This is a genomic window from Mycobacteroides franklinii, from assembly GCF_002013895.1.
GTDB lineage: Bacteria > Actinomycetota > Actinomycetes > Mycobacteriales > Mycobacteriaceae > Mycobacterium > Mycobacterium franklinii.
In genome coordinates this window covers 174339-191932 of record NZ_MAFQ01000005.1, presented here as the reverse complement: position 1 = coordinate 191932, position 17594 = coordinate 174339, and the positions used below count along the sequence as shown (strand labels likewise).

The window sequence follows — 17594 nt, the reverse complement described above, 5'->3', positions numbered from 1 at the left end:
ATCAGGCCGACATGTCGAGGACGACGCGGAACCTCGCAGCGCCGGAAAGCATGTGTTCGTACGCTTTTGGTGCATCCGCCAATGGCACGATCTCGTTCATCGAGCGAATGCCATGGTGCTGAGCGAGATTCAGATTGTCTTCGTTCTCTATTGCACTACCCGTCAGGGATCCGACGATCGAGCGGGTGCCGAAGATCAGCTCGGGGATACTCGCCTCAATGGGCTCGGAGTCCGCACCCACGACAACCAACTTGCCGTTGGGTGCCAACCCTGCGATCAAGGGCGACATCGACGACCCACTGGATGCCGTCGCGATGATCGCGGTGGCACCCCCCAACGCCTGCAAGACCTTCGCGGGATCGCCCGCCGTGCTGTCGATGTACTCGTCAGCGCCGAGTTTTCTTGCCAGCTCGGCCTTTCCGGTACCACGAGCGATGGCGGCGACGCGAAAGCCCAATGCCTTGGCGTACTGAATACCCAGGTGACCCAGCCCTCCGATGCCCTGGATGGCGATAAGGGAACCTGGTCGGGCATTCGCGGTCAAGAGCGCCCGGTACACGGTAAGACCGGCGCACAGCAGCGGCGCCGCATCGACCGGATCAACCCCGGCGGGGACTCGGACCAGACCGCTGGCCCGCGCGTACGCGACCTCGCTGTATCCACCGTCGACTGTGGTGCCGGTCGTGTTCTGATTGGAGCAGTTCACGAAATCGCCACGGCGACACTGCTCACACTCGCCACAGTGCCCATTCAGATACCCGATACCGACTCTTTCGCCGATCTGCCACGCACGTACACCCGCGCCGACGGCGTCGATCACGCCCACAATTTCATGACCGGGGACAATCGGTTTCGACGGATCCGCCCGCATTCCCTCGGCCGCGAACGCATCGGTGTGGCACACCCCGCACGCCTCTACCCGGACTCTCACCTCGCCGGGCTGGGGTTCAGTGAGCTCCCGCTCCACCAGACGAAAGTCCCGGCGGCCTGTTACCTCGAATGCACGATATGTGGACACGATTCCTCCTCCGGTGCGTGCTCAGCCCGTCCAGCGGCGATAGCGGGACTCAAACACTGGCACATATCGCCGAAGCGCGATACGTGCATACCACCGGGAACTACCGCCCGTGATCAACCATTCCCCGGAGCGGAGAGGAGTCGGCCGTCGTCGCGGCCCGGTCTCACTTTTCATCGGGCTGGTGACGACACGGAGCGAGCGTCATTCACTCACTACCAAGTGCCGCCACCGCCCGGCGGGAACAGCTAGCAGGCCAGCGTGACGTACGCGACCTTTTGGCCCACGGAAGGAACCGTCGTCGGCTGGTTGCGCATGTTGCGCCCCGGCTGCACATTCTGAACGCCGGATTGCTGTGACACTCCCTGAACAGTGCATTCCGACGGATGTTCGGAGCCCACTTTGGTGATGATCACCCGGTACCCGTTGGACTTGAGGTCGCTGATGACGGATTCCGGATCTGAGGCGGGGCTGGCGAACGCGGCGGCCGCTGTCACCAGCGACAGCCCGGCGGCGCCGAGCGCCGCCGCTGCCGATATCACGATCTTCTTCATTGCTTGCGCTCCTTCTACATCGTTGAAGACGAAGCCGCCCTAATGGTTACGCGTTGTCAGGCGATGGCGACTGGCTCGGGTTGATCTTGAAGGTGCCATACGGAACCTGCGGGTTGGTTCCCAGCGGAACATGCGGGTTGGCACCCTCGTAGGTCGGCTGGTGAGCACCCTGCTCATAGGCCACGCCGCCCGGTGTCACACAGGCACCCTGCTGGGCGTTGTTGACGCTGTTCTTGTTGGCGTAGCAGCCAGGGGGAGGCGTCGGGCCTGCCGCGGCGATTGGTGCGCCCAGGACCGCGACTGTTGCCGCGACGCCGACTCCACCAAGGATTGCAACGAGTGACTTCTTCATCTGATGTTTCCTTTCCGCTCGGTCAACTTGCTAATGGCCCGGGAAGTGAAACCACTTGCCTAAGACATCAACGTTGATGCATTCACCCAGTTCAACGGCTTCTAGGTTCACCCAGTTCCCAATTTATGAGATGTTCGATTGATTCTCAGCTAAATCTCAGAGTACCCCATGGGGGTTGGGGTCATAGAAAAATGGTATATAGCCGTTAACCGTCCGTTAACCAGGTGAAACGGCCCCATTTTCATAGATCATCTGATCTATACTTCGATCATGCGATCTAAAACCAACCGCGAGCGGACTTTTACCGAAACCGCTCGCCGCGAGCAGATCGTTGCGTGCGCGATGGACGTCATCGCGGAGGTGGGTTACCCGCAGACCTCGATCCGAAAGATCGCCGACCGCGCCGGCATCGCGATGAGCGTCGTCCTGTACCACTTCGGCACCAAGGACGGACTCATCGAGGCGGTCATCGCCTCCATGTACCAGACGGCTCTCGAGACTGTGCCCCCGGCAATAGACCGGGCACGTACGCAGAACGACAAGCTTGCGGCCTACATCCATTCCAGCATCGACTATTTCGATACCCATCGCGCGCAGCTGGCGGCACTGGCACAACTGGGTACGAGTTACAAACCCAGCGGGGGGAAGCATCTCGGCGACCTGGGATTGACACCCGAATTGTCCGAACAACTTACCGAGCTCGATCCGTCGACCATTCTGCGCGCCGGCCAGAAGTCGGGCGAATTCTGCTATTTTCCAGTCGATTCCACCGCTACCGCCCTGCAGGGTGCCGTGAACGCGGTGGTCGAGAAGATTCTGCGGGACCCGAAGTTCGACGCGCACCGCTATTCGGAGGACCTCGTGAAAATGTTCGGTCGCGTAGTAAGGAACGCGTGATGACGAATGTCGTTATCGCCGCCCTCGGCAGCCACGGCGACGTCGCTCCGTTGACCGGCGTAGGCACCCGTCTCCGCGAGGCGGGGTATCACGTGACCCTCGCCGCGTACGAGCGCTTCGAATCCTTGACATCCCACTGCGGCCTGGACTTTCGCGGCATCGCCGGGCCGGACACGCCGTCCGACGAGACCGATGTCAACGTCGCGAAGGCGCTCACGGAGTTCCTCTCGCCGCGAGGGATGCGATCGCTCGGCAGCGCACTGCTGGCGGCCCTGCATGACACGCCTGCCGACATACTGCTGCTGTCACCGTTCTCCGAACTGGCCGGGCATCCCCTCGCCGAGGCGAAAAGGATTCCGTCCGTTGGAATCCGGTTTCAGCCGTTTTCTGCCACCACGGAGTTTCCACCGGCCGCACTCGGGGCCTGGTCAGCCGGAGCGGTAGTTAATCGTCTGGCATCCCAGGTCGGGGCCCGGCTTGTCGATCGTCTCTACAGCGGCGTGGTGGCCGACTTTCGCCGAGACCTCGGCCTTCCGAAGATATCTGCCAGACAACTGCGCCGCGGCCGAACGGAATCGGAATGGACTGTTCTGCATGGTTTCTCGCCGCATATTGTCCCGAGACCATCGGACTGGCGGCCGGGCCTGGAAGTCTGCGGCTACTGGTGGCCGCACGCCGATCTGCACTGGCGTCCCACCGCCGAACTCGTCGATTTCCTCGCAGCGGGCGCACCCCCGGTGTACATCGGATTCGGAAGCACAATGACCTCCGCCAAGCAGGCCGAGCATATTTCGGAGCTCGCGCGAAACGCACTACGTAAGGCGGGCATGCGGGGCATCGTGCAATCCGGGTGGGCGGGAATCAACGCCGGTGACGATGATGTCCTGACCGTGGACGAGGTACCGCACAGCTGGCTTTTCCCGCGACTGGCAGCCGTCGCACATCATTGCGGCGCAGGAACAACCGCAGCCGCGTTGCGCGCCGGGGTCCCCGCGATTGCCGTACCGGGACTGGGCGATCAACCCTTCTGGGCTCGACGGCTCCGCGATCTCGGGCTCAGCGCCGACACCATCCCGCAACGTGCTCTCACCGTTGAACACCTAGCCGCTGCCATCCGCACCGCCGTGACCGACCGCGAGCTCAAGGATCGGACCCGCCGGATCGCGGACATCCTCACTATCGAAGACGGCGCGGCGCAGGTTGTGTCGACCGTCGACCAATTGCTGCGCTGAGCGGGCTATCAACAGACCGTGTCAGAGTGACCGAGGAAGTCCGCGACACCCCTCGTGAGTCAGTTCCCGGCATGCGCGCGGTGTGAACTCGGTCGCGGTCTCCTGGTCGTATCTGCTAGCGGAATTACGGCTACAGTGTTGCCGTAATTGCCCCGCGCTGTCAAGACAGACATACTGGCCGCTATGACAGACGAGCGACGAACACGTGGTCGCCCGCCCCTCCCTATGGAGTCAATCGTCGATGCGGCGTTGCGGATCGTTGACGAGGAGGGCGGCGAAGCACTGTCCATGCGCGCGCTGGCCCGCCGCCTCGATTCCGGGACCGCGACCATCTATCGGCATTTCGCGAATCGCACCGAGGTCGTCGCGCACGTCGTCGATCGGGTCTTCGGCGAGGTGCGGTTCGATGATGCAGAACTCGCGGAAATGTCCTGGCAACGCGCGTGCATCGTCAGTTCACGTGCACTATTCGACGCCCTGCGCCGCCATCCGAACGTGGCCCTGCTGCTGGCCGACCAGATTCCCGTCGGGCCCAATGTCTTCATGATTCGCGAGCACACCTTGACGCTCTGCCTCAGGGCTGGATTCTCACCGGTCGAGGCCGTCCGCATCTACATGACGCTCGGACGCTATGTATTGGGATACGCCAACCAAATAGGCGTAGAACACCGGGCCAGCGAGGCCGACATTGCGATGATGACCCGATTCGTCGAAAGCATCGACATCACTGATTTCCCGTCAACCCTCGCCACCGCCGGCGCCACCCTGGTACCGCTCGACGAGGAGTTTGATTTCGGGTTGGGGCTCATCGTGGCAGGACTTGAGGACCTTCGCCACGGGAAATGACCGTCGCCGCGGTGCTTCAGTCCGCAATGCGATGGACCTCATCGCCGGACACGGCCGACGACAGCGTCCGCACGCCCCACAAAGCCTTCGCCAAGACCAAGTAACTGGCCGGACTGGCGAAGTTCAGGCCACCAAGAAGTTGCTTGATCATGGTCAGCACATCCCAATAGATGCGCTCGCAGACCAGGGTGGTGCCGTCGAAGATGAAGTATGCGGTCATGCGGACCTTGAAGCTGCTGCCCGTCGCGGGCACCGCGCCGAATGGCCCCTTGTGCGTCCCCAGGAGATAGAACTCGCAGACCACCGCGTCATCGGTGTGGCGCAGCCGGATCATTTCGTGGCGCTGGTCCGGGAAGGCGATCCGGGTGTCGATGTAGTACTGCCGCACCTCGTCGCGACCGTCGTACACGACACCGAGCGGGATCAGCTCGTATCGCGGATGCGGGAAGGTGGCCAACACCGCATCCCAATCCTGTTCCACCTCATCATGGAAGTGAGCGAGGACTAGCTTCTCCCGCTCGGCGCGGACGGATTCCATGCCGACATCATTCCCCGGCGGCTGCTCCTATAGATGCTTCTTGAAGAACGGGATCACCCCGGCCAACGCCAGTGCCACCGGCTCCGGCTTGTCGTAGAGGTCGTAGTGCGACCAGCCCTCGGCCACGACGAGTTCCTTGTTCTTGGAGGCCGCCCGGCGGTACGCCTCCAGACCGTCACGGTAGGCACCGAACGCACCCGGCTTGTCACCGACCACAATCACGACCGGCTGCGTCAGCAGAACTTCCAGCCGGTTGAAGGCATCCCAACCCACGGCAGCCGCCTGATGCGAGAACAACGAGCTGGTCGCGCCGTGCGGCTGCTCACCGCGCGGGGTGCGGTAATACTCGGTGGCCTCCACGACGTCGATCTCGGTGATGCCCTGCTTCTGCGCATCGGCGGGATCGGCGGGCAACAGGTTGTTGACCTTGAGCGCTGCACCCTGCGCCTCGGCGGTGCGCTGCGCGGCAATGGCTTCGAGGGTGCCGATCGGGTCGTAGCCAGAGAAGGCCTCGTGCATCAGACGGCCGAAATTCACGCCGGTGATGGACGCAACGGCCTTGATGCGGCGCTCGGTGGTCGCCGCATTGATCGAGTAGGCACCACCGCCGCAGACACCGATGATGCCGATCCGATTCTGGTCGACATACGGCAGCGTCACCAGATGGTCGACTACGTGGCTGATGTCCTTGACCCGCTGCGCCGGGTCCTCGATGAAGCGTGGTTGGCCACCGCTGGCACCCTGGAAACTGGCGTCAAAGGCAATGACGACGAAGCCCTCATCCGCCAAAGCAGTCCCGTAGATGTTGCCGGAGGTCTGCTCCTTGCAACTACCGATCGGATGCACACTGACGATCGCCGGATACGTGGCGGACTCGTCGAAGCCCGGTGGCAGGTAGATGTCGGCTGCGATATCCCAATACCGCGTCTTGATCGCGACGTGCTCAATCTTGTCCAGTGCCATGGTGCTTATGCCTTCCTTGCCAAATTCGTTCGGAAAAACGGAACAGCTTGCCCCACAGCGAGATCGACGTACTTCGGGACGTCGTAGAAGTCCATGTGCGTGGCACCGTCCACGACCACCAGTTTCTTGTCACTGCGGACACGCGCGTGCAACTCAGTGGACGCCCACAATGATCCCGCCTCACTACCCGCAACGATCAAGACGGGGGCGGTGAAGAGCTCCTCCACAAGGTGGAAGGCGTCGTACGCGATGATCTTCGGCAGACTCTTCGCCATCACGTACTTGTTCTCGGCGTTGGGATGGTGCGCGCGAGCCGTCAGGTAGTACTCACTGGCCTGCGCCAGATCGTGGGGCGTGTCTTCGTCGACGTGCGCCGGTACATAGGCGGCAAACGCGGTATCTGCGCCAGCGGCCTCGGCGGTGCGCTGGCGCGCCGCGGCATCGAGCACCGCCACCGCATCCGCATCGGTTCCCGTGCCGTACCAACCACGACGCCATGACGCACCGATATTGGCGGCGCTCACCGTGCCGAGCGCCTTGATCCGGTGATCAGTCATGGTGGCAGTGACGGCATATCCGCCACCTGCACAGATACCCCACACACCGATGCGCTCGCCGTCCACATAGTCCAGGGACTGCAGGTAGTCCACAGCGGCCCGGATGTCTTCGACGCGTGCGTCCGGATCCTCGAGATGGTGCGGATCTCCCCCACTTTCACCCTGATAGGACGCGTCGAACGCCAGGGTGACAAACCCGTGCTCGGCCAGTCTCGCCGCATAGAGACCGGCGGTTTGTTCCTTGACCCCACCGCCGGGATGCACCGTCACCAGCGCCGCATAACTACCTGTGACATCGAAGTCAGGGGGTAGGAACACATTGCCCGCCATAATGATTGGACCATTCGGGAAAGTAACCGGGCTCACAAGAACTCCTCGTCTCGTCACGTTGATCGGATGGTTCCCCCATCTGTGCTTGCCACTCAACACCGAACGACGATCGTCATCCAGGGCGGACTCAACCCCGGTACTGGCAAACCCCCCTTGAACCCGCACACTCGCCTTACGGTGGAGGGCATGGATAAGCGTGCGGAGATCCGAGACTTCCTGACATCACGCCGGGCCCGGATCACCCCACAGCAGGCGGGCATTCCCGTGTATGGAGCCCAGCGGCGCGTGCCGGGTCTGCGCCGCGAAGAGGTGGCATTGCTCGCCGGGGTCAGCGCCGATTACTACACCCGGTTGGAACGAGGCAATCTGGCGGGCGTTTCCGACTCCATACTGAGTGCGGTGGCCAGGGTTCTCCAGTTCGATGAGGCAGAGCGCGCACATCTCTTCGATCTGGCCCGGTCAACCCAGGCATCCCGCCGCACCCCGCGCAGGCCCGCCGCGCATCAGGTCCGGCCGAACATCCTGCATATTCTCGATGCCGTCGTCGGCGCACCCGCGTGGGTCAGCAATGAACGCCTGGACATCCTGGCTGCCAATGACTTGTGCCGAGCGCTCTACCACGACGCGTTCACTCAGCAGGATCGCCCCGCGAACCTAGCTCGGTTCGTCTTCCTGGCCACGCCGTCACGTGACTTCTTCCTGAACTGGGATCGGCATGCCGACGACTGCGTGGCCATGCTGCGCACCGCCGCGGGCCGAGACCCCTACGACGAAGGGCTCACTCAACTCGTCGGGGAACTGTCCACCCGCAGTGACGATTTCCGCGTGCGCTGGGGCGCACACGACGTGCGCTTCCACCGCACCGGCCCCAAGAAACTCCATCACCCCGCGGTCGGGCAACTTGACCTCACCTACGAGCGCATGGACGTGGCCGCAGATCCCGGGATCATGCTGTATGTCATGACTGCCGAGCCGAATTCCACTACAGCGGAACGGCTCAAGCTTCTTGGCAGCTGGGCGGCCACCCAGCGAGAACAGGCGGCCGAGACCACGGCAGAATGACGAAGGTGACCACAACCGGATATGTAGTGAGTTCCGACACCGCGGTGACGCTGCTCGCGGCGGGGCTCATCTTCCTACTCTCGTTGCTACTTGGCGTATGGAAGTACCGCCAGATGGTCACCAGTCCCAACCATCTCGCGCACCCGTATGTCGACACCGCGCATCGGGCAGCATTGCTCTATTCGTTCGCGACCTTACTCACGGCCGTGTTCGTCGAACTGAGTGCGTGGCCCAGCTGGGTAAACCTCACCGCCGCAATGGTCTTAGTCTTCTTCTTCGTCGCGGCCATCGCCAGTTACATCGCCCACGGCGCACTTCGCGATACCACCAATCAGTTTGAAAAGCCCAGCGCCGGCATGTACCTGGCGATGGTGTTGCTCATCCTCGGCGAGGTGGGCGGATTTGGGGTTCTCCTGACTGGGTTCCTACGCGCCCAATGGTTTTCGTGACTCTCGACGACTGACAGTCACCACATGTAGGGCATCAGGCGATAGCGCGCGGTCTGGGTGTAGGCGCGGTATCCATCCAGCTGATCCACGAGCAGCTTCTCCTCGTCGACGATGCGCACGATGAGCACGAGCAGGCCGGGCACGACGGATGCCAGACCCCAGTACGACCCGAGGGCCAGCGGAAACCCGATGATGGTGATGACATTGCCGGTGTACATCGGGTGGCGCACAAGCCCATACAAACCGGTGGTAACCAGGGTCTGGCCCGCCTCCACCCGAACAGTGGAGGCCGCGAAGCTGTTCTGAATGACCACCAGGCTCGTCACACCCAGCCCAATCGCCACCAAAACGTCGCCAAGCACACAGATCACCAGGGGCACCGAGGACCACCCAAAGCGATGGTCGAGGGCGCTGATCACGACCATCGCCGCCAGTGAGAAATACCATCCGCCGATGAGTACCTTTTGCAGCACTCGGGTTTCCGCCGCCGGACCCGCGCGCTTGCGCCGCTGGTGCGCCGCGGGGTCCGCCCGCTGCAAATATATGGTGGGGATCCAGGTCGACAGTGCGAACACCACCAAAAAAGCCCATGCCTGCCAATAGTGGATTGTCCCGGCCAGCAGGAACAGCACCGAGCCGAACACGGCCAGCTCAACGAGCCCGAACGCGAGAACTCTCGCAACGGCTTTCACGAATCCTCCAGTCTTCACCGCGCCGGGGTGTTTTCTAACTGCTGTGCCAGGCTTCTCACCGATGGCGCGTCGAACAACGCCAACATCGTCAGATTGGCATCCAGTGCCGTGTTGATCGCCGCGACCACACGCATCGCCCCCAGCGAGTTGCCGCCCAGATCGAAGAAAGACTCGTCGACGCCGACTCGATCCATGCCCAGCACATGGGCGAAGATGCTGGACAGGATCTGCTCATTCAAGCTGGCCGGGGGGCAATAGACACCGTTGGTATCGCGGACTTCGTTGGCCTGCACCGCGGCCTGATTGCTCCAGTCGCTCCAGCGGTCTCGCCCAGCACCATTCACCAGATCCAGAGACGACAGCTGGCGATTGGGGTGCGCGGTCATGGCCATCAGCACCTGCTTGAACCGCTCGATCAACTCCCCGATGCTTTCCGCATCGAACACATCCGTGTCGTATTGGACGCGAAGTTCCAACTCACGACCCGGCCCTGCCTGCACGGCAATCGGATAGTGGTAGTAGTCGCGACTGCTGAATCCGGTGATCGCCAACCCGTTGATATCAGAGGACGTACCCGTGTCGGTCGGGTAGTTCTCGTACACGAAGACGGTGTCGAACAGTCTTTCCTGGCCGCTGATGCGGTGGATGTCACTGAGCGCCAGGTGCTGATGTTCCAGGGTGTTGTTGTGGGCACTTTGCAGCTGGCGCAACAACTCCACCGTGGTGGTGGTCGGGGCAAAGGTGGCCCGCACCGGCACGGTGTTGATCAGCAGACCCACCATTGATTCGGCACCGAGCACCTCGGCCGGACGACCCGAAACCGTCGTACCGAACGCGACATCAGCCTGACCGGTCAACGAGCTCAACAACAATGCCCACGCGCCCTGCAACACGATGTTGACAGTGGTCTGATGCGAACGCGCCAACTTCGTAAGGGCCCTCGTGGTTTTCGCCGGCACCCGGAACCGGTCGACGCTGCGTCGACCGAACTGCAACTTCTGCTGCGGGCCAACGAGAATGGGCGTCTCGAATCCGGCCAACTCCGCACGCCACACGGCATGGGCAGCGTCGTGATCTCGTTCGGAAAGCCAGGTGACAAAGCTGCGATACGACGTCGCCGCAGGCAGCCGCACCCCGTGGTAGCAGGCGAAGATCTCCTGCATGAGAATAGGCATCGACCAACCGTCGAGCACGATGTGATGGTTCGTGAGCACGAACCGGTAGCTGTCGTCGGCGACGCGGATCAGTGCAGCCCGGAACGCCGGCTCCTCGGCGAGATCACAGACGGCGGCGCGTTCGACGATACAGATCTGTTCGATCTGTTCCTCGACATCGCAATCCATTGCTGCGGTGGATAGTTCGACGTAGCTCCAGGGTGCCACAGGCTCGGCGGGGATGATCTGTAGTGGGTGCTCGAACTGGTCACTGAAACGAGCCGCCAGGTGAGGATGGCGGGCCACCACGGCCTGCACCGCGTCGCGCAGGCGGTCCACGTCGAGCGTGCCACTCAGCGCGATATCGAACTGCACCGCGTACACGTCATCACCGGAACTGTTCGCGATGCCGGCGTGGAAGAGCAACCCCTGCTGTAACGGGGTCAGCGGCAACACATCGGCGACCGGGAATCGACTCTGCAACCCGTCAATCTGCTGCTGGCTGAGCCTGGCCGGGACGATATCCGACGGGGTCAATCCGCCCCCGCCCCTGCGCACATGCGCGCAAATCCCCGCCAGTGCGTCGAACCACAGCCGGTTGATCCGGGAGACAGCCATGCGGTCCAGCGCGGTGGGCGCCCATGTCCAGGTGGCGTTCAGGTGTGGCCCGGTGTCGCTGTCGATGGTCACCGCGTTGAGTTCGACGGTGTGTGGCAGCGCGATGGGCATGGCCCCGGCAGCGCCGGTCAACGACAGACCATCCTGGCTGAAACGCCACACATCTCCGGATGCGTAGGCCGCCGGAGAGCCCAGTCGGCCCAGATAGTTGAATCCGATCGCCGGATCGGATTCCGGCAGATCCACGTCCGGGTTGAGGTAGCGCAGCAGACCGTAGGTCAGGCCGTCGGGCAGAGCCCGCAGTTGTTCCTTGGCCTCCTTGATCACCGCACCCAGGGCCGCGTCTCCGGCCACCACCTGTGTCCAACGCAGCCCCCCGACTGCCAAAGACACCGGATATTTGGTGGTGAACCAACCGACCGTGCGCGACAGATCGACACTGCGATCGCCAGCTCCATCCCGACCTGTCAGTTCCTCTTGGCGCCCGTGGCCCTCCACATCGATGGCGATCGGGGCGCCACCGGTCCCCAGGTGTTGCGCCCAGGCCAACGCAAAGGCAATCAACAGGATCTCGTGCACACCGGCATGGAACGCAGCCGGCACCTCGCCGAGCAACATGTGCGTGGTCTCGGCATCCAGAAATTCCGTCAGGTATCCGGCTGTGGCGAACGTGTCCTCGTCGGGCTGCGGTGCCGCCAAGCTCGAAGCGATCGACCCCACCTGCCGCCAGGCACCAGCCTGGCTGACCACATCCGGGTGACGTGCATGTTCGGCCAACCGTTCGGACCACCGCTGGAACGACGTTCCCGCGGGCGGCAACAACACCTCCTGTCCCCCACGGAGCTGTGTCGACGCTATGGTCAAGTCCTCCAAGAGAATCCGCCACGATACTCCGTCAACCGCCAAATGGTGGACGATCAGCACGAGCTGGCTTGTCGAGGTCACCCATAGTCCGCTCAGCATCATCCCGGCCGCTGGATTCAACCGCGACCGCGCCGCCACCACTGCCTCATCGGACAGAACGTCGACCGTCTGTAGACACTCAGCAGCGTTGACGGTCCCCGGCTCGGGCACCGTCAACGACCATCCGCCGGTGTCATCGGCGGCGGCCCGCAGCCGCAGCATCGCATGCCTATCCAGCAGGGCCTGCAACATGATGACAACCGCGGCCTCGGTGACACCCGTGGGCGCTTGCAGGACCACCGTCTGATTGAACTCGCCAATCGGGCCTTCAATTTCCTTCAGCCACCGCATGATCGGGGTCGCGATCATCGGGCCAATGCCCTCATCGATCACGCCATCGGCGCTATCGGCCATCCTGACCACCCGCGCCAGCCGGGCGACAGTCTGCTGCACGAAGATATCCCGTGGTCGCCCGAGCAACCCGGCACCGTGGGCCCGCCACACCACTTGGATCGCCGAAATGCTGTCGCCCCCCAGGTCGAAGAATGAATCGTCGACGCCGACCCGTTCCAGGCCCAAAACTTGGGCATAGATGCCTGCCAGTATTTCCTCCACCAGGGTGGCCGGTGCCCGGTAGTGATCAATATCGGTGTATTCCGGTGCAGGCAAAGCTTTCTTGTCGAGTTTCCCATTGACCGTCAACGGCAACGCCGTCAAGGAGACCACCGCGGCCGGCACCATGTAGCTGGGGAGACACTCGGCCAGCTGGGCGCGGATCTTGCCCGCATCGGCGACGCCGGTGATGTAGCCGACCAGGCGCTTGTCACCGGGCCGGTCCTCACGCGCGATCACCGCTGCCTGCTCGACGCCTGGCAGAGCGGTCAACGCCGAATGAATCTCACCCAGCTCGATGCGATGTCCACGGATCTTGACCTGTTCATCGGCACGCCCCGCGTACTGCAGTTGCCCATCGATGCCCCAACTCGCCAGATCGCCGGTGCGATACATCCGTTGGCCCGCCGCACCCGCGCCCAGGAACGGGCACGCCACAAATCGTGAGGCCGTCAAACCCGTGCGGCCCACATATCCATAGCCCAATCCCGCACCGGCCACATACAACTCGCCGATCACACCGGCGGGTACGGGGTGTAGGGACCCGTCGAGCACGAAGAACCCCAGGTGAGCGAGCGGCGAACCGATGGGACTCACCGAGCCCTCCACATCGGTGGCCACGATCTCGCGGAACGAGGCATGCACCGTTGTCTCGGTGATCCCGTACATGTTCACCAACCGGGGCATCACCGGATGACGGTCCAACCACGGCTTCAAACGCTGCGGCTCCAGGGCTTCCCCACCGAACACCACAACCTCGATACCGAGCTGACCGGCGTGTTCGGTGCCCATTGCGTCCACAGTTTGCAGGGCGTAGAACGCCGACGGCGTCTGGCTCAACACATTGACCTGCTCATCCACCAGCAAGGCATGGAACTCTTCGGGAGACCGCACTACCGCTTCGGGCACGACCACCAGCCGACCACCATGCAAGAGCGCGCCAAAGATCTCCCACACGGAGAAGTCAAAGGCCAGTGAATGACTCTGTGCCCACACCTGACCTGCCGACAACTCCAGGGCATCGTCGAGGGCCAGCAGTAAACGGGTCACGTTCCGATGCGGAATGGCAACACCTTTGGGCACACCGGTGGTACCCGAGGTGTAGATCAGATACGCGATGTCGTCGGCGGTCAGGCCCGCCTGCGGGGTGCTCGCGGGCCGCGCATTGACAGCCTGATCATCGATATCGATAACCACCACGCCACACCCGTCCAACCGCTCCGCCAGATCGGTGGTGGTCACCGCAACGACCGGCTCCGCATCGGACAGCACGAATTCCAGCCGCGCATCCGGCACTGTGGGGTCAATGGGCACGTAGGCCGCGCCGGTCTTGAGTACCCCCATGATCGCGACGACGGCCTCCATCGATCGCGGGAACAGCAGCGCGACCCGCTCGCCGGGACCAACTCCATATTCAATAAGCAGGTGCGCCAGCCTGTTCGATGACTCATCCAATTCCTGGTACGACATATGACCGTCGCCGAAGCTGACCGCGACCGCGGCGGGGACGCGGGATACCTGCCGAGCGAACAACGCGGGAATCGACACCGAGGCCACGTGTCGCGCCAACTCCGCGCGATTACCCCATTCGTCCAACTGCGCCAGCTCGTCCACGTCCAACACCTGGATCGCCGACAAAGGCCGGGCCGGATCGGATGTCATCGTCTCGAGCACCCGGTAGAGCCGATCGATCAGGGTCTGCACACTTCCCGCGTCGAACACGTCGGTGCGGAACTCGACTGTCCCCGAAATCCCCGCGGCCTCACCCGCTTCCGTCCAGGACTCGGCCAACGAGAACGACAGATCCATACGAGCCGAGTGCGTATCCAGCGGCAGCTGGGTGAGCTGCAGATCCGCCAGCGCCATCCCGCCGCGCGCATCACCGATCTGCCCGGGGACGTTTTGCCAAGCGAACATCACCTGCACCAGCGGATGATGGGTCAGCGACCGAGCCGGGTTCAGGCGCTCGACCAGCGCCTCAAACGGCACATCCTGGTTATCGAAGGCACCCAAACTGCGCGCCCGCACCTGAGCCAGCACGTCGGCAACGGTGGGGTCTCCGGCGAGGTCAACCCGCAGCACCAAGGTATTGACGAAGAATCCGATCAGCTCGTCCAGCGCCGGATCACGGCGACCAGCTATCGGGAAGCCCACCGCGACATCGGAACTCGCGCTGAGCTTGGAGAACAGCACCGCCAGGGCGGCCTGCATGACCATGAAGCTGGTCGCGTTGTGTTGGCGCGCCAGACGATTGACTCGCTGCTGCATCTCGGGCGGCCATGCCACGTCTACCCTGGAGCCATGTTGGTCAGCCACCAACGGATAAGGCCGGTCGGTCGGGATCGCCAAACGTTCGGGCATCCCGGCCAGCATGTCCTCCCAGTACGCCAGTTGCCGGGAGATACGGCTGTCGCTGTCCTCGAGATCGCCCAGTTGCGCACGCTGCCAAAGCGTGTAGTCCGCATACTGCACCGCCAACGGCTTGCGGTCGGGGGCCTGGCCCGCGCATCGGCTGGCGTAGGCGACCCCTAGATCGGCGACCAGCGGCGTGATGGACCAACCGTCGGCGGCGATGTGGTGCACCACCGCCACCAACACATGATCATCTTCGGAGATGCGAAAAAGCCGCGCTCTCATCGGGATCTCGGAGGACAGATCGAAACTGTGCTGAGCGGATTCGGCGACCGCCGTGTCCAGGCGGCCGGTCGGCCATTCCGAGGCATCGACGACGTCCCAGCCGAATTCGGCCCGCTCCGCGGGAACGATCAGCTGCTGCGCTACCCCGTCGACCGACGGGAACATGGTGCGCAGGCTCTCATGACGATCCAGCACATCCGCGAATGCCACGCCCAGCGCATCGACATCGAGCAGCCCCTGCAGGCGCAGTCCCACTGCCAAGTTGTACACCGCCGATGGGCCATGCAATTGGTCGATGAACCACAGCCGGCTTTGCGCATACGACAGGGGCATCACCGCGGGCCGCTCGCCGGCGATCAACGGCTCCAGCCGACCTTCGTCACCACCGATACGAAGCATCAACTGAGCGACCGTCGGGGCGTCGAACACGGCACGTTCCTCAAGGCCCGCGTCCATGGACCGGTTGAGCGCGGCAACCAGACGCATCGCCAGCAGTGAATCCCCGCCCAGGTCGAAGAATGAATCGTCCACGCCCACACGGTCCAAGCCCAATACCTGGGCATAGATTCCGGCCAGTATTTCCTCGGTCGGATTGGCCGGGGCCCGGTACTGATCGATGGATTGATACTCCGGAGCCGGCAGAGCCTTCTTGTCGAGCTTGCCGTTGACCGTCAACGGAAGGTCCGGCAGAGCTACCACTGCGACGGGCACCATATAAGGCGGCAACCTATCCGCCAGCGCGGCCCGTAACTGCACGGGATCAGCGCTTCCGGTGATGTAACCCACCAGCCGCTTGTCCCCGGGGCGATCCTCGCGGGCGATTACGACCGCCCGTCCGACACCATCCAAACCATTGAGTACCGACTGGATTTCACCAAGTTCGATGCGGTGTCCCCGTATTTTGACCTGTTCGTCGGCGCGCCCCAGATATTGCAGCTGACCGTCGGAGCTCCAGCTCACCAAGTCTCCGGTGCGGTACATCCGGGTGCCCGGTTCCCCGAACGGGCAGGCCACAAATCGGGCGGCGTTCAACGGCGCCCGCCCCAGATAGCCGTAACCCAAACCCGCACCGGCCACGTACAACTCGCCGACCACATCCACCGAGACCGGCTGCAGCCACTCGTCAAGAACCGCAAAGGCCAGGTGGCTCAACGGGACCCCGATCGGGCTGCCCGCATCGTCCACGTCGGCAGCGGCTATCTCGCGGAACGAGGCATGCACTGTTGTCTCGGTGATCCCGTACATGTTGATCAATCGCGGAGAATCCGGGTGGTCACGGAACCAGCCGCTCAAACGTTGAGGGTCCAGCGCCTCCCCGCCGAACACCACCGCTTCCAATGCGAGCTGCTCACCTTGGGGCCGGGTTTCGTCCACAGACAACAGCGCATAGAACGCGGACGGCGTCTGGCTCAGCACACTGACGCGCTCATCGACCAACAGGGTATGGAACTGGTCGGGCGACCGCACCACCGAATCCGAGACCACCACCAGTCGTCCCCCGTGGAGCAGCGCGCCGAAGATCTCCCACACCGAGAAGTCGAATGCCAACGAATGGCACTGTGACCACGCCTGCCCGGGCACGAGCTCGAGATCGGCGTCGATTGCCTCCAATAGCCGCGTCACATTGTGATGCGGAATGGCAACACCTTTCGGCGCACCGGTGGTACCCGAGGTGTAGATCACGTACGCGACATCATCGCCTCGCGGCGCCGCCACGTTCAGCGAGCCGTCACGGACCGCAGTGTCGGCCCCGGTCGGCACATCGCCGACGTCGATGATCACCAACTCGTGCCCACCCAGCCGGTCCACCAGATCAGCGGTGGTCACCGCGACCAACGGCGCGGCATCAGACAGGACAAACTGCAACCGCGCATCAGGCACCGACGGATCGATCGGCACATAAGCCGCACCGGTCTTGAGCACACCCATGATCGCCACCACGGCCTCAACCGACCGCGAGAACAACAACGCCACCCGCTGCCCCGCACCGACACCGTGAGCAATCAGCAAGTGAGCCAATCGGTTCGATGCCTCATCCAACCCGCGATAGGTCACCGCACTGTCACCGAAACTGACCGCGACCGCCTCCGGATCACGAACCACCTGCTCGGCGAACAACTCCGGAATCGACACCGAAGTGGTGGGCAGCGCCAGGGTGGCCCGATTACCCCACTCTTCCCACT

Annotated in this window: 12 protein-coding genes and 1 pseudogene; 5 read left to right on the top strand and 8 right to left on the bottom strand. The window is 63.1% G+C overall.

Features of this window, described 5'->3' with window-relative positions; translation table 11 throughout:
* Nucleotide 1: 1 nt before the first annotated feature.
* The 3 genes from B4393_RS07790 to B4393_RS07780 all read right to left on the bottom strand — a co-directional run bounded on the left by B4393_RS07790 (nucleotide 2) and on the right by B4393_RS07780 (nucleotide 1921).
* A complete protein-coding gene (locus B4393_RS07790; RefSeq protein ID WP_109558198.1) occupies nucleotides 2–1018 on the bottom strand; it encodes an alcohol dehydrogenase catalytic domain-containing protein in 1017 nt (338 codons plus the stop codon).
* A 245-nt stretch (nucleotides 1019–1263) separates the two neighbouring features.
* Nucleotides 1264–1569 (bottom strand): hypothetical protein, encoded by a 306-nt coding sequence (locus B4393_RS07785; protein WP_078333638.1) that lies wholly within the window; start codon nucleotides 1567–1569, stop codon nucleotides 1264–1266.
* A gap of 46 nt (nucleotides 1570–1615) precedes the next feature.
* Nucleotides 1616–1921 carry a hypothetical protein gene (locus B4393_RS07780; protein ID WP_078280969.1) on the bottom strand — a complete coding sequence of 102 codons (306 nt, stop codon included), beginning with the start codon at nucleotides 1919–1921 and terminating at the stop codon, nucleotides 1616–1618.
* Between the two features lie 252 nt (nucleotides 1922–2173).
* Here B4393_RS07780 and B4393_RS07775 point away from each other — a divergent pair, with 252 nt between their 5' ends.
* The 3 genes from B4393_RS07775 to B4393_RS07765 all read left to right on the top strand — a co-directional run bounded on the left by B4393_RS07775 (nucleotide 2174) and on the right by B4393_RS07765 (nucleotide 4896).
* Entirely contained in the window at nucleotides 2174–2818 is a 645-nt protein-coding gene (locus B4393_RS07775; protein WP_078333637.1) for a TetR/AcrR family transcriptional regulator, read from the top strand.
* Nucleotides 2818–4050, top strand: a complete 1233-nt coding sequence (locus B4393_RS07770; RefSeq protein ID WP_078333636.1) for a glycosyltransferase — start codon at nucleotides 2818–2820, stop codon at nucleotides 4048–4050. The genes B4393_RS07775 and B4393_RS07770 overlap by 1 nt, the downstream gene beginning before the upstream one ends.
* 225 nt (nucleotides 4051–4275) lie before the next feature.
* Complete coding sequence (locus B4393_RS07765; RefSeq protein ID WP_078333635.1) at nucleotides 4276–4896, top strand: TetR/AcrR family transcriptional regulator; 621 nt, start codon at nucleotides 4276–4278, stop codon at nucleotides 4894–4896.
* 16 nt (nucleotides 4897–4912) lie between these two features.
* Here B4393_RS07765 and B4393_RS07760 read toward each other — a convergent pair whose 3' ends face one another.
* The 3 genes from B4393_RS07760 to B4393_RS07750 are packed head-to-tail and all read right to left on the bottom strand — an operon-like array spanning nucleotide 4913 to nucleotide 7284.
* Entirely contained in the window at nucleotides 4913–5434 is a 522-nt protein-coding gene (locus tag B4393_RS07760) for an ester cyclase (RefSeq protein ID WP_078333634.1), read from the bottom strand.
* Nucleotides 5435–5461: 27 nt separating this feature from the next.
* Entirely contained in the window at nucleotides 5462–6397 is a 936-nt protein-coding gene (locus B4393_RS07755) for an alpha/beta hydrolase (protein WP_078333633.1), read from the bottom strand.
* Between the two features lie 5 nt (nucleotides 6398–6402).
* A complete protein-coding gene (locus B4393_RS07750) occupies nucleotides 6403–7284 on the bottom strand; it encodes an alpha/beta hydrolase (protein WP_078333632.1) in 882 nt (293 codons plus the stop codon).
* Nucleotides 7285–7470: 186 nt separating this feature from the next.
* Between B4393_RS07750 and B4393_RS07745 the strand changes: the two genes are divergently transcribed.
* A complete protein-coding gene (locus tag B4393_RS07745) occupies nucleotides 7471–8346 on the top strand; it encodes a helix-turn-helix transcriptional regulator (RefSeq protein ID WP_078280962.1) in 876 nt (291 codons plus the stop codon).
* Between the two features lie 26 nt (nucleotides 8347–8372).
* Nucleotides 8373–8795 (top strand): hypothetical protein, encoded by a 423-nt coding sequence (locus B4393_RS07740; RefSeq protein ID WP_413816140.1) that lies wholly within the window; start codon nucleotides 8373–8375, stop codon nucleotides 8793–8795.
* 17 nt (nucleotides 8796–8812) lie between these two features.
* Here the strand turns inward: B4393_RS07740 and B4393_RS07735 are convergent, their stop codons facing one another.
* On the bottom strand, nucleotides 8813–9487 hold the full coding sequence (locus B4393_RS07735; RefSeq protein WP_078333965.1) for a methyltransferase family protein: 675 nt from the start codon (nucleotides 9485–9487) through the stop codon (nucleotides 8813–8815).
* A 14-nt stretch (nucleotides 9488–9501) separates the two neighbouring features.
* Nucleotides 9502–17544 (bottom strand): annotated as a pseudogene (locus B4393_RS07730) (amino acid adenylation domain-containing protein); the annotation flags it as partial.
* Nucleotides 17545–17594: the final 50 nt, after the last annotated feature.

Bases quoted from the DNA above. Each gene is read 5' to 3' on its own strand.
- B4393_RS07785 (WP_078333638.1), bottom strand. From the start codon at position 1,569: ATGAAGAAGATCGTGATATCGGCAGCGGCGGCGCTCGGCGCCGCCGGG.
- B4393_RS07780 (WP_078280969.1), bottom strand. From the start codon at position 1,921: ATGAAGAAGTCACTCGTTGCAATCCTTGGTGGAGTCGGCGTCGCGGCA.
- B4393_RS07770 (WP_078333636.1), top strand. From the start codon at position 2,818: ATGACGAATGTCGTTATCGCCGCCCTCGGCAGCCACGGCGACGTCGCT.
- B4393_RS07765 (WP_078333635.1), top strand. From the start codon at position 4,276: ATGGAGTCAATCGTCGATGCGGCGTTGCGGATCGTTGACGAGGAGGGC.
- B4393_RS07760 (WP_078333634.1), bottom strand. From the start codon at position 5,434: ATGGAATCCGTCCGCGCCGAGCGGGAGAAGCTAGTCCTCGCTCACTTC.
- B4393_RS07755 (WP_078333633.1), bottom strand. From the start codon at position 6,397: ATGGCACTGGACAAGATTGAGCACGTCGCGATCAAGACGCGGTATTGG.
- B4393_RS07750 (WP_078333632.1), bottom strand. From the start codon at position 7,284: ATGGCGGGCAATGTGTTCCTACCCCCTGACTTCGATGTCACAGGTAGT.
- B4393_RS07745 (WP_078280962.1), top strand. From the start codon at position 7,471: ATGGATAAGCGTGCGGAGATCCGAGACTTCCTGACATCACGCCGGGCC.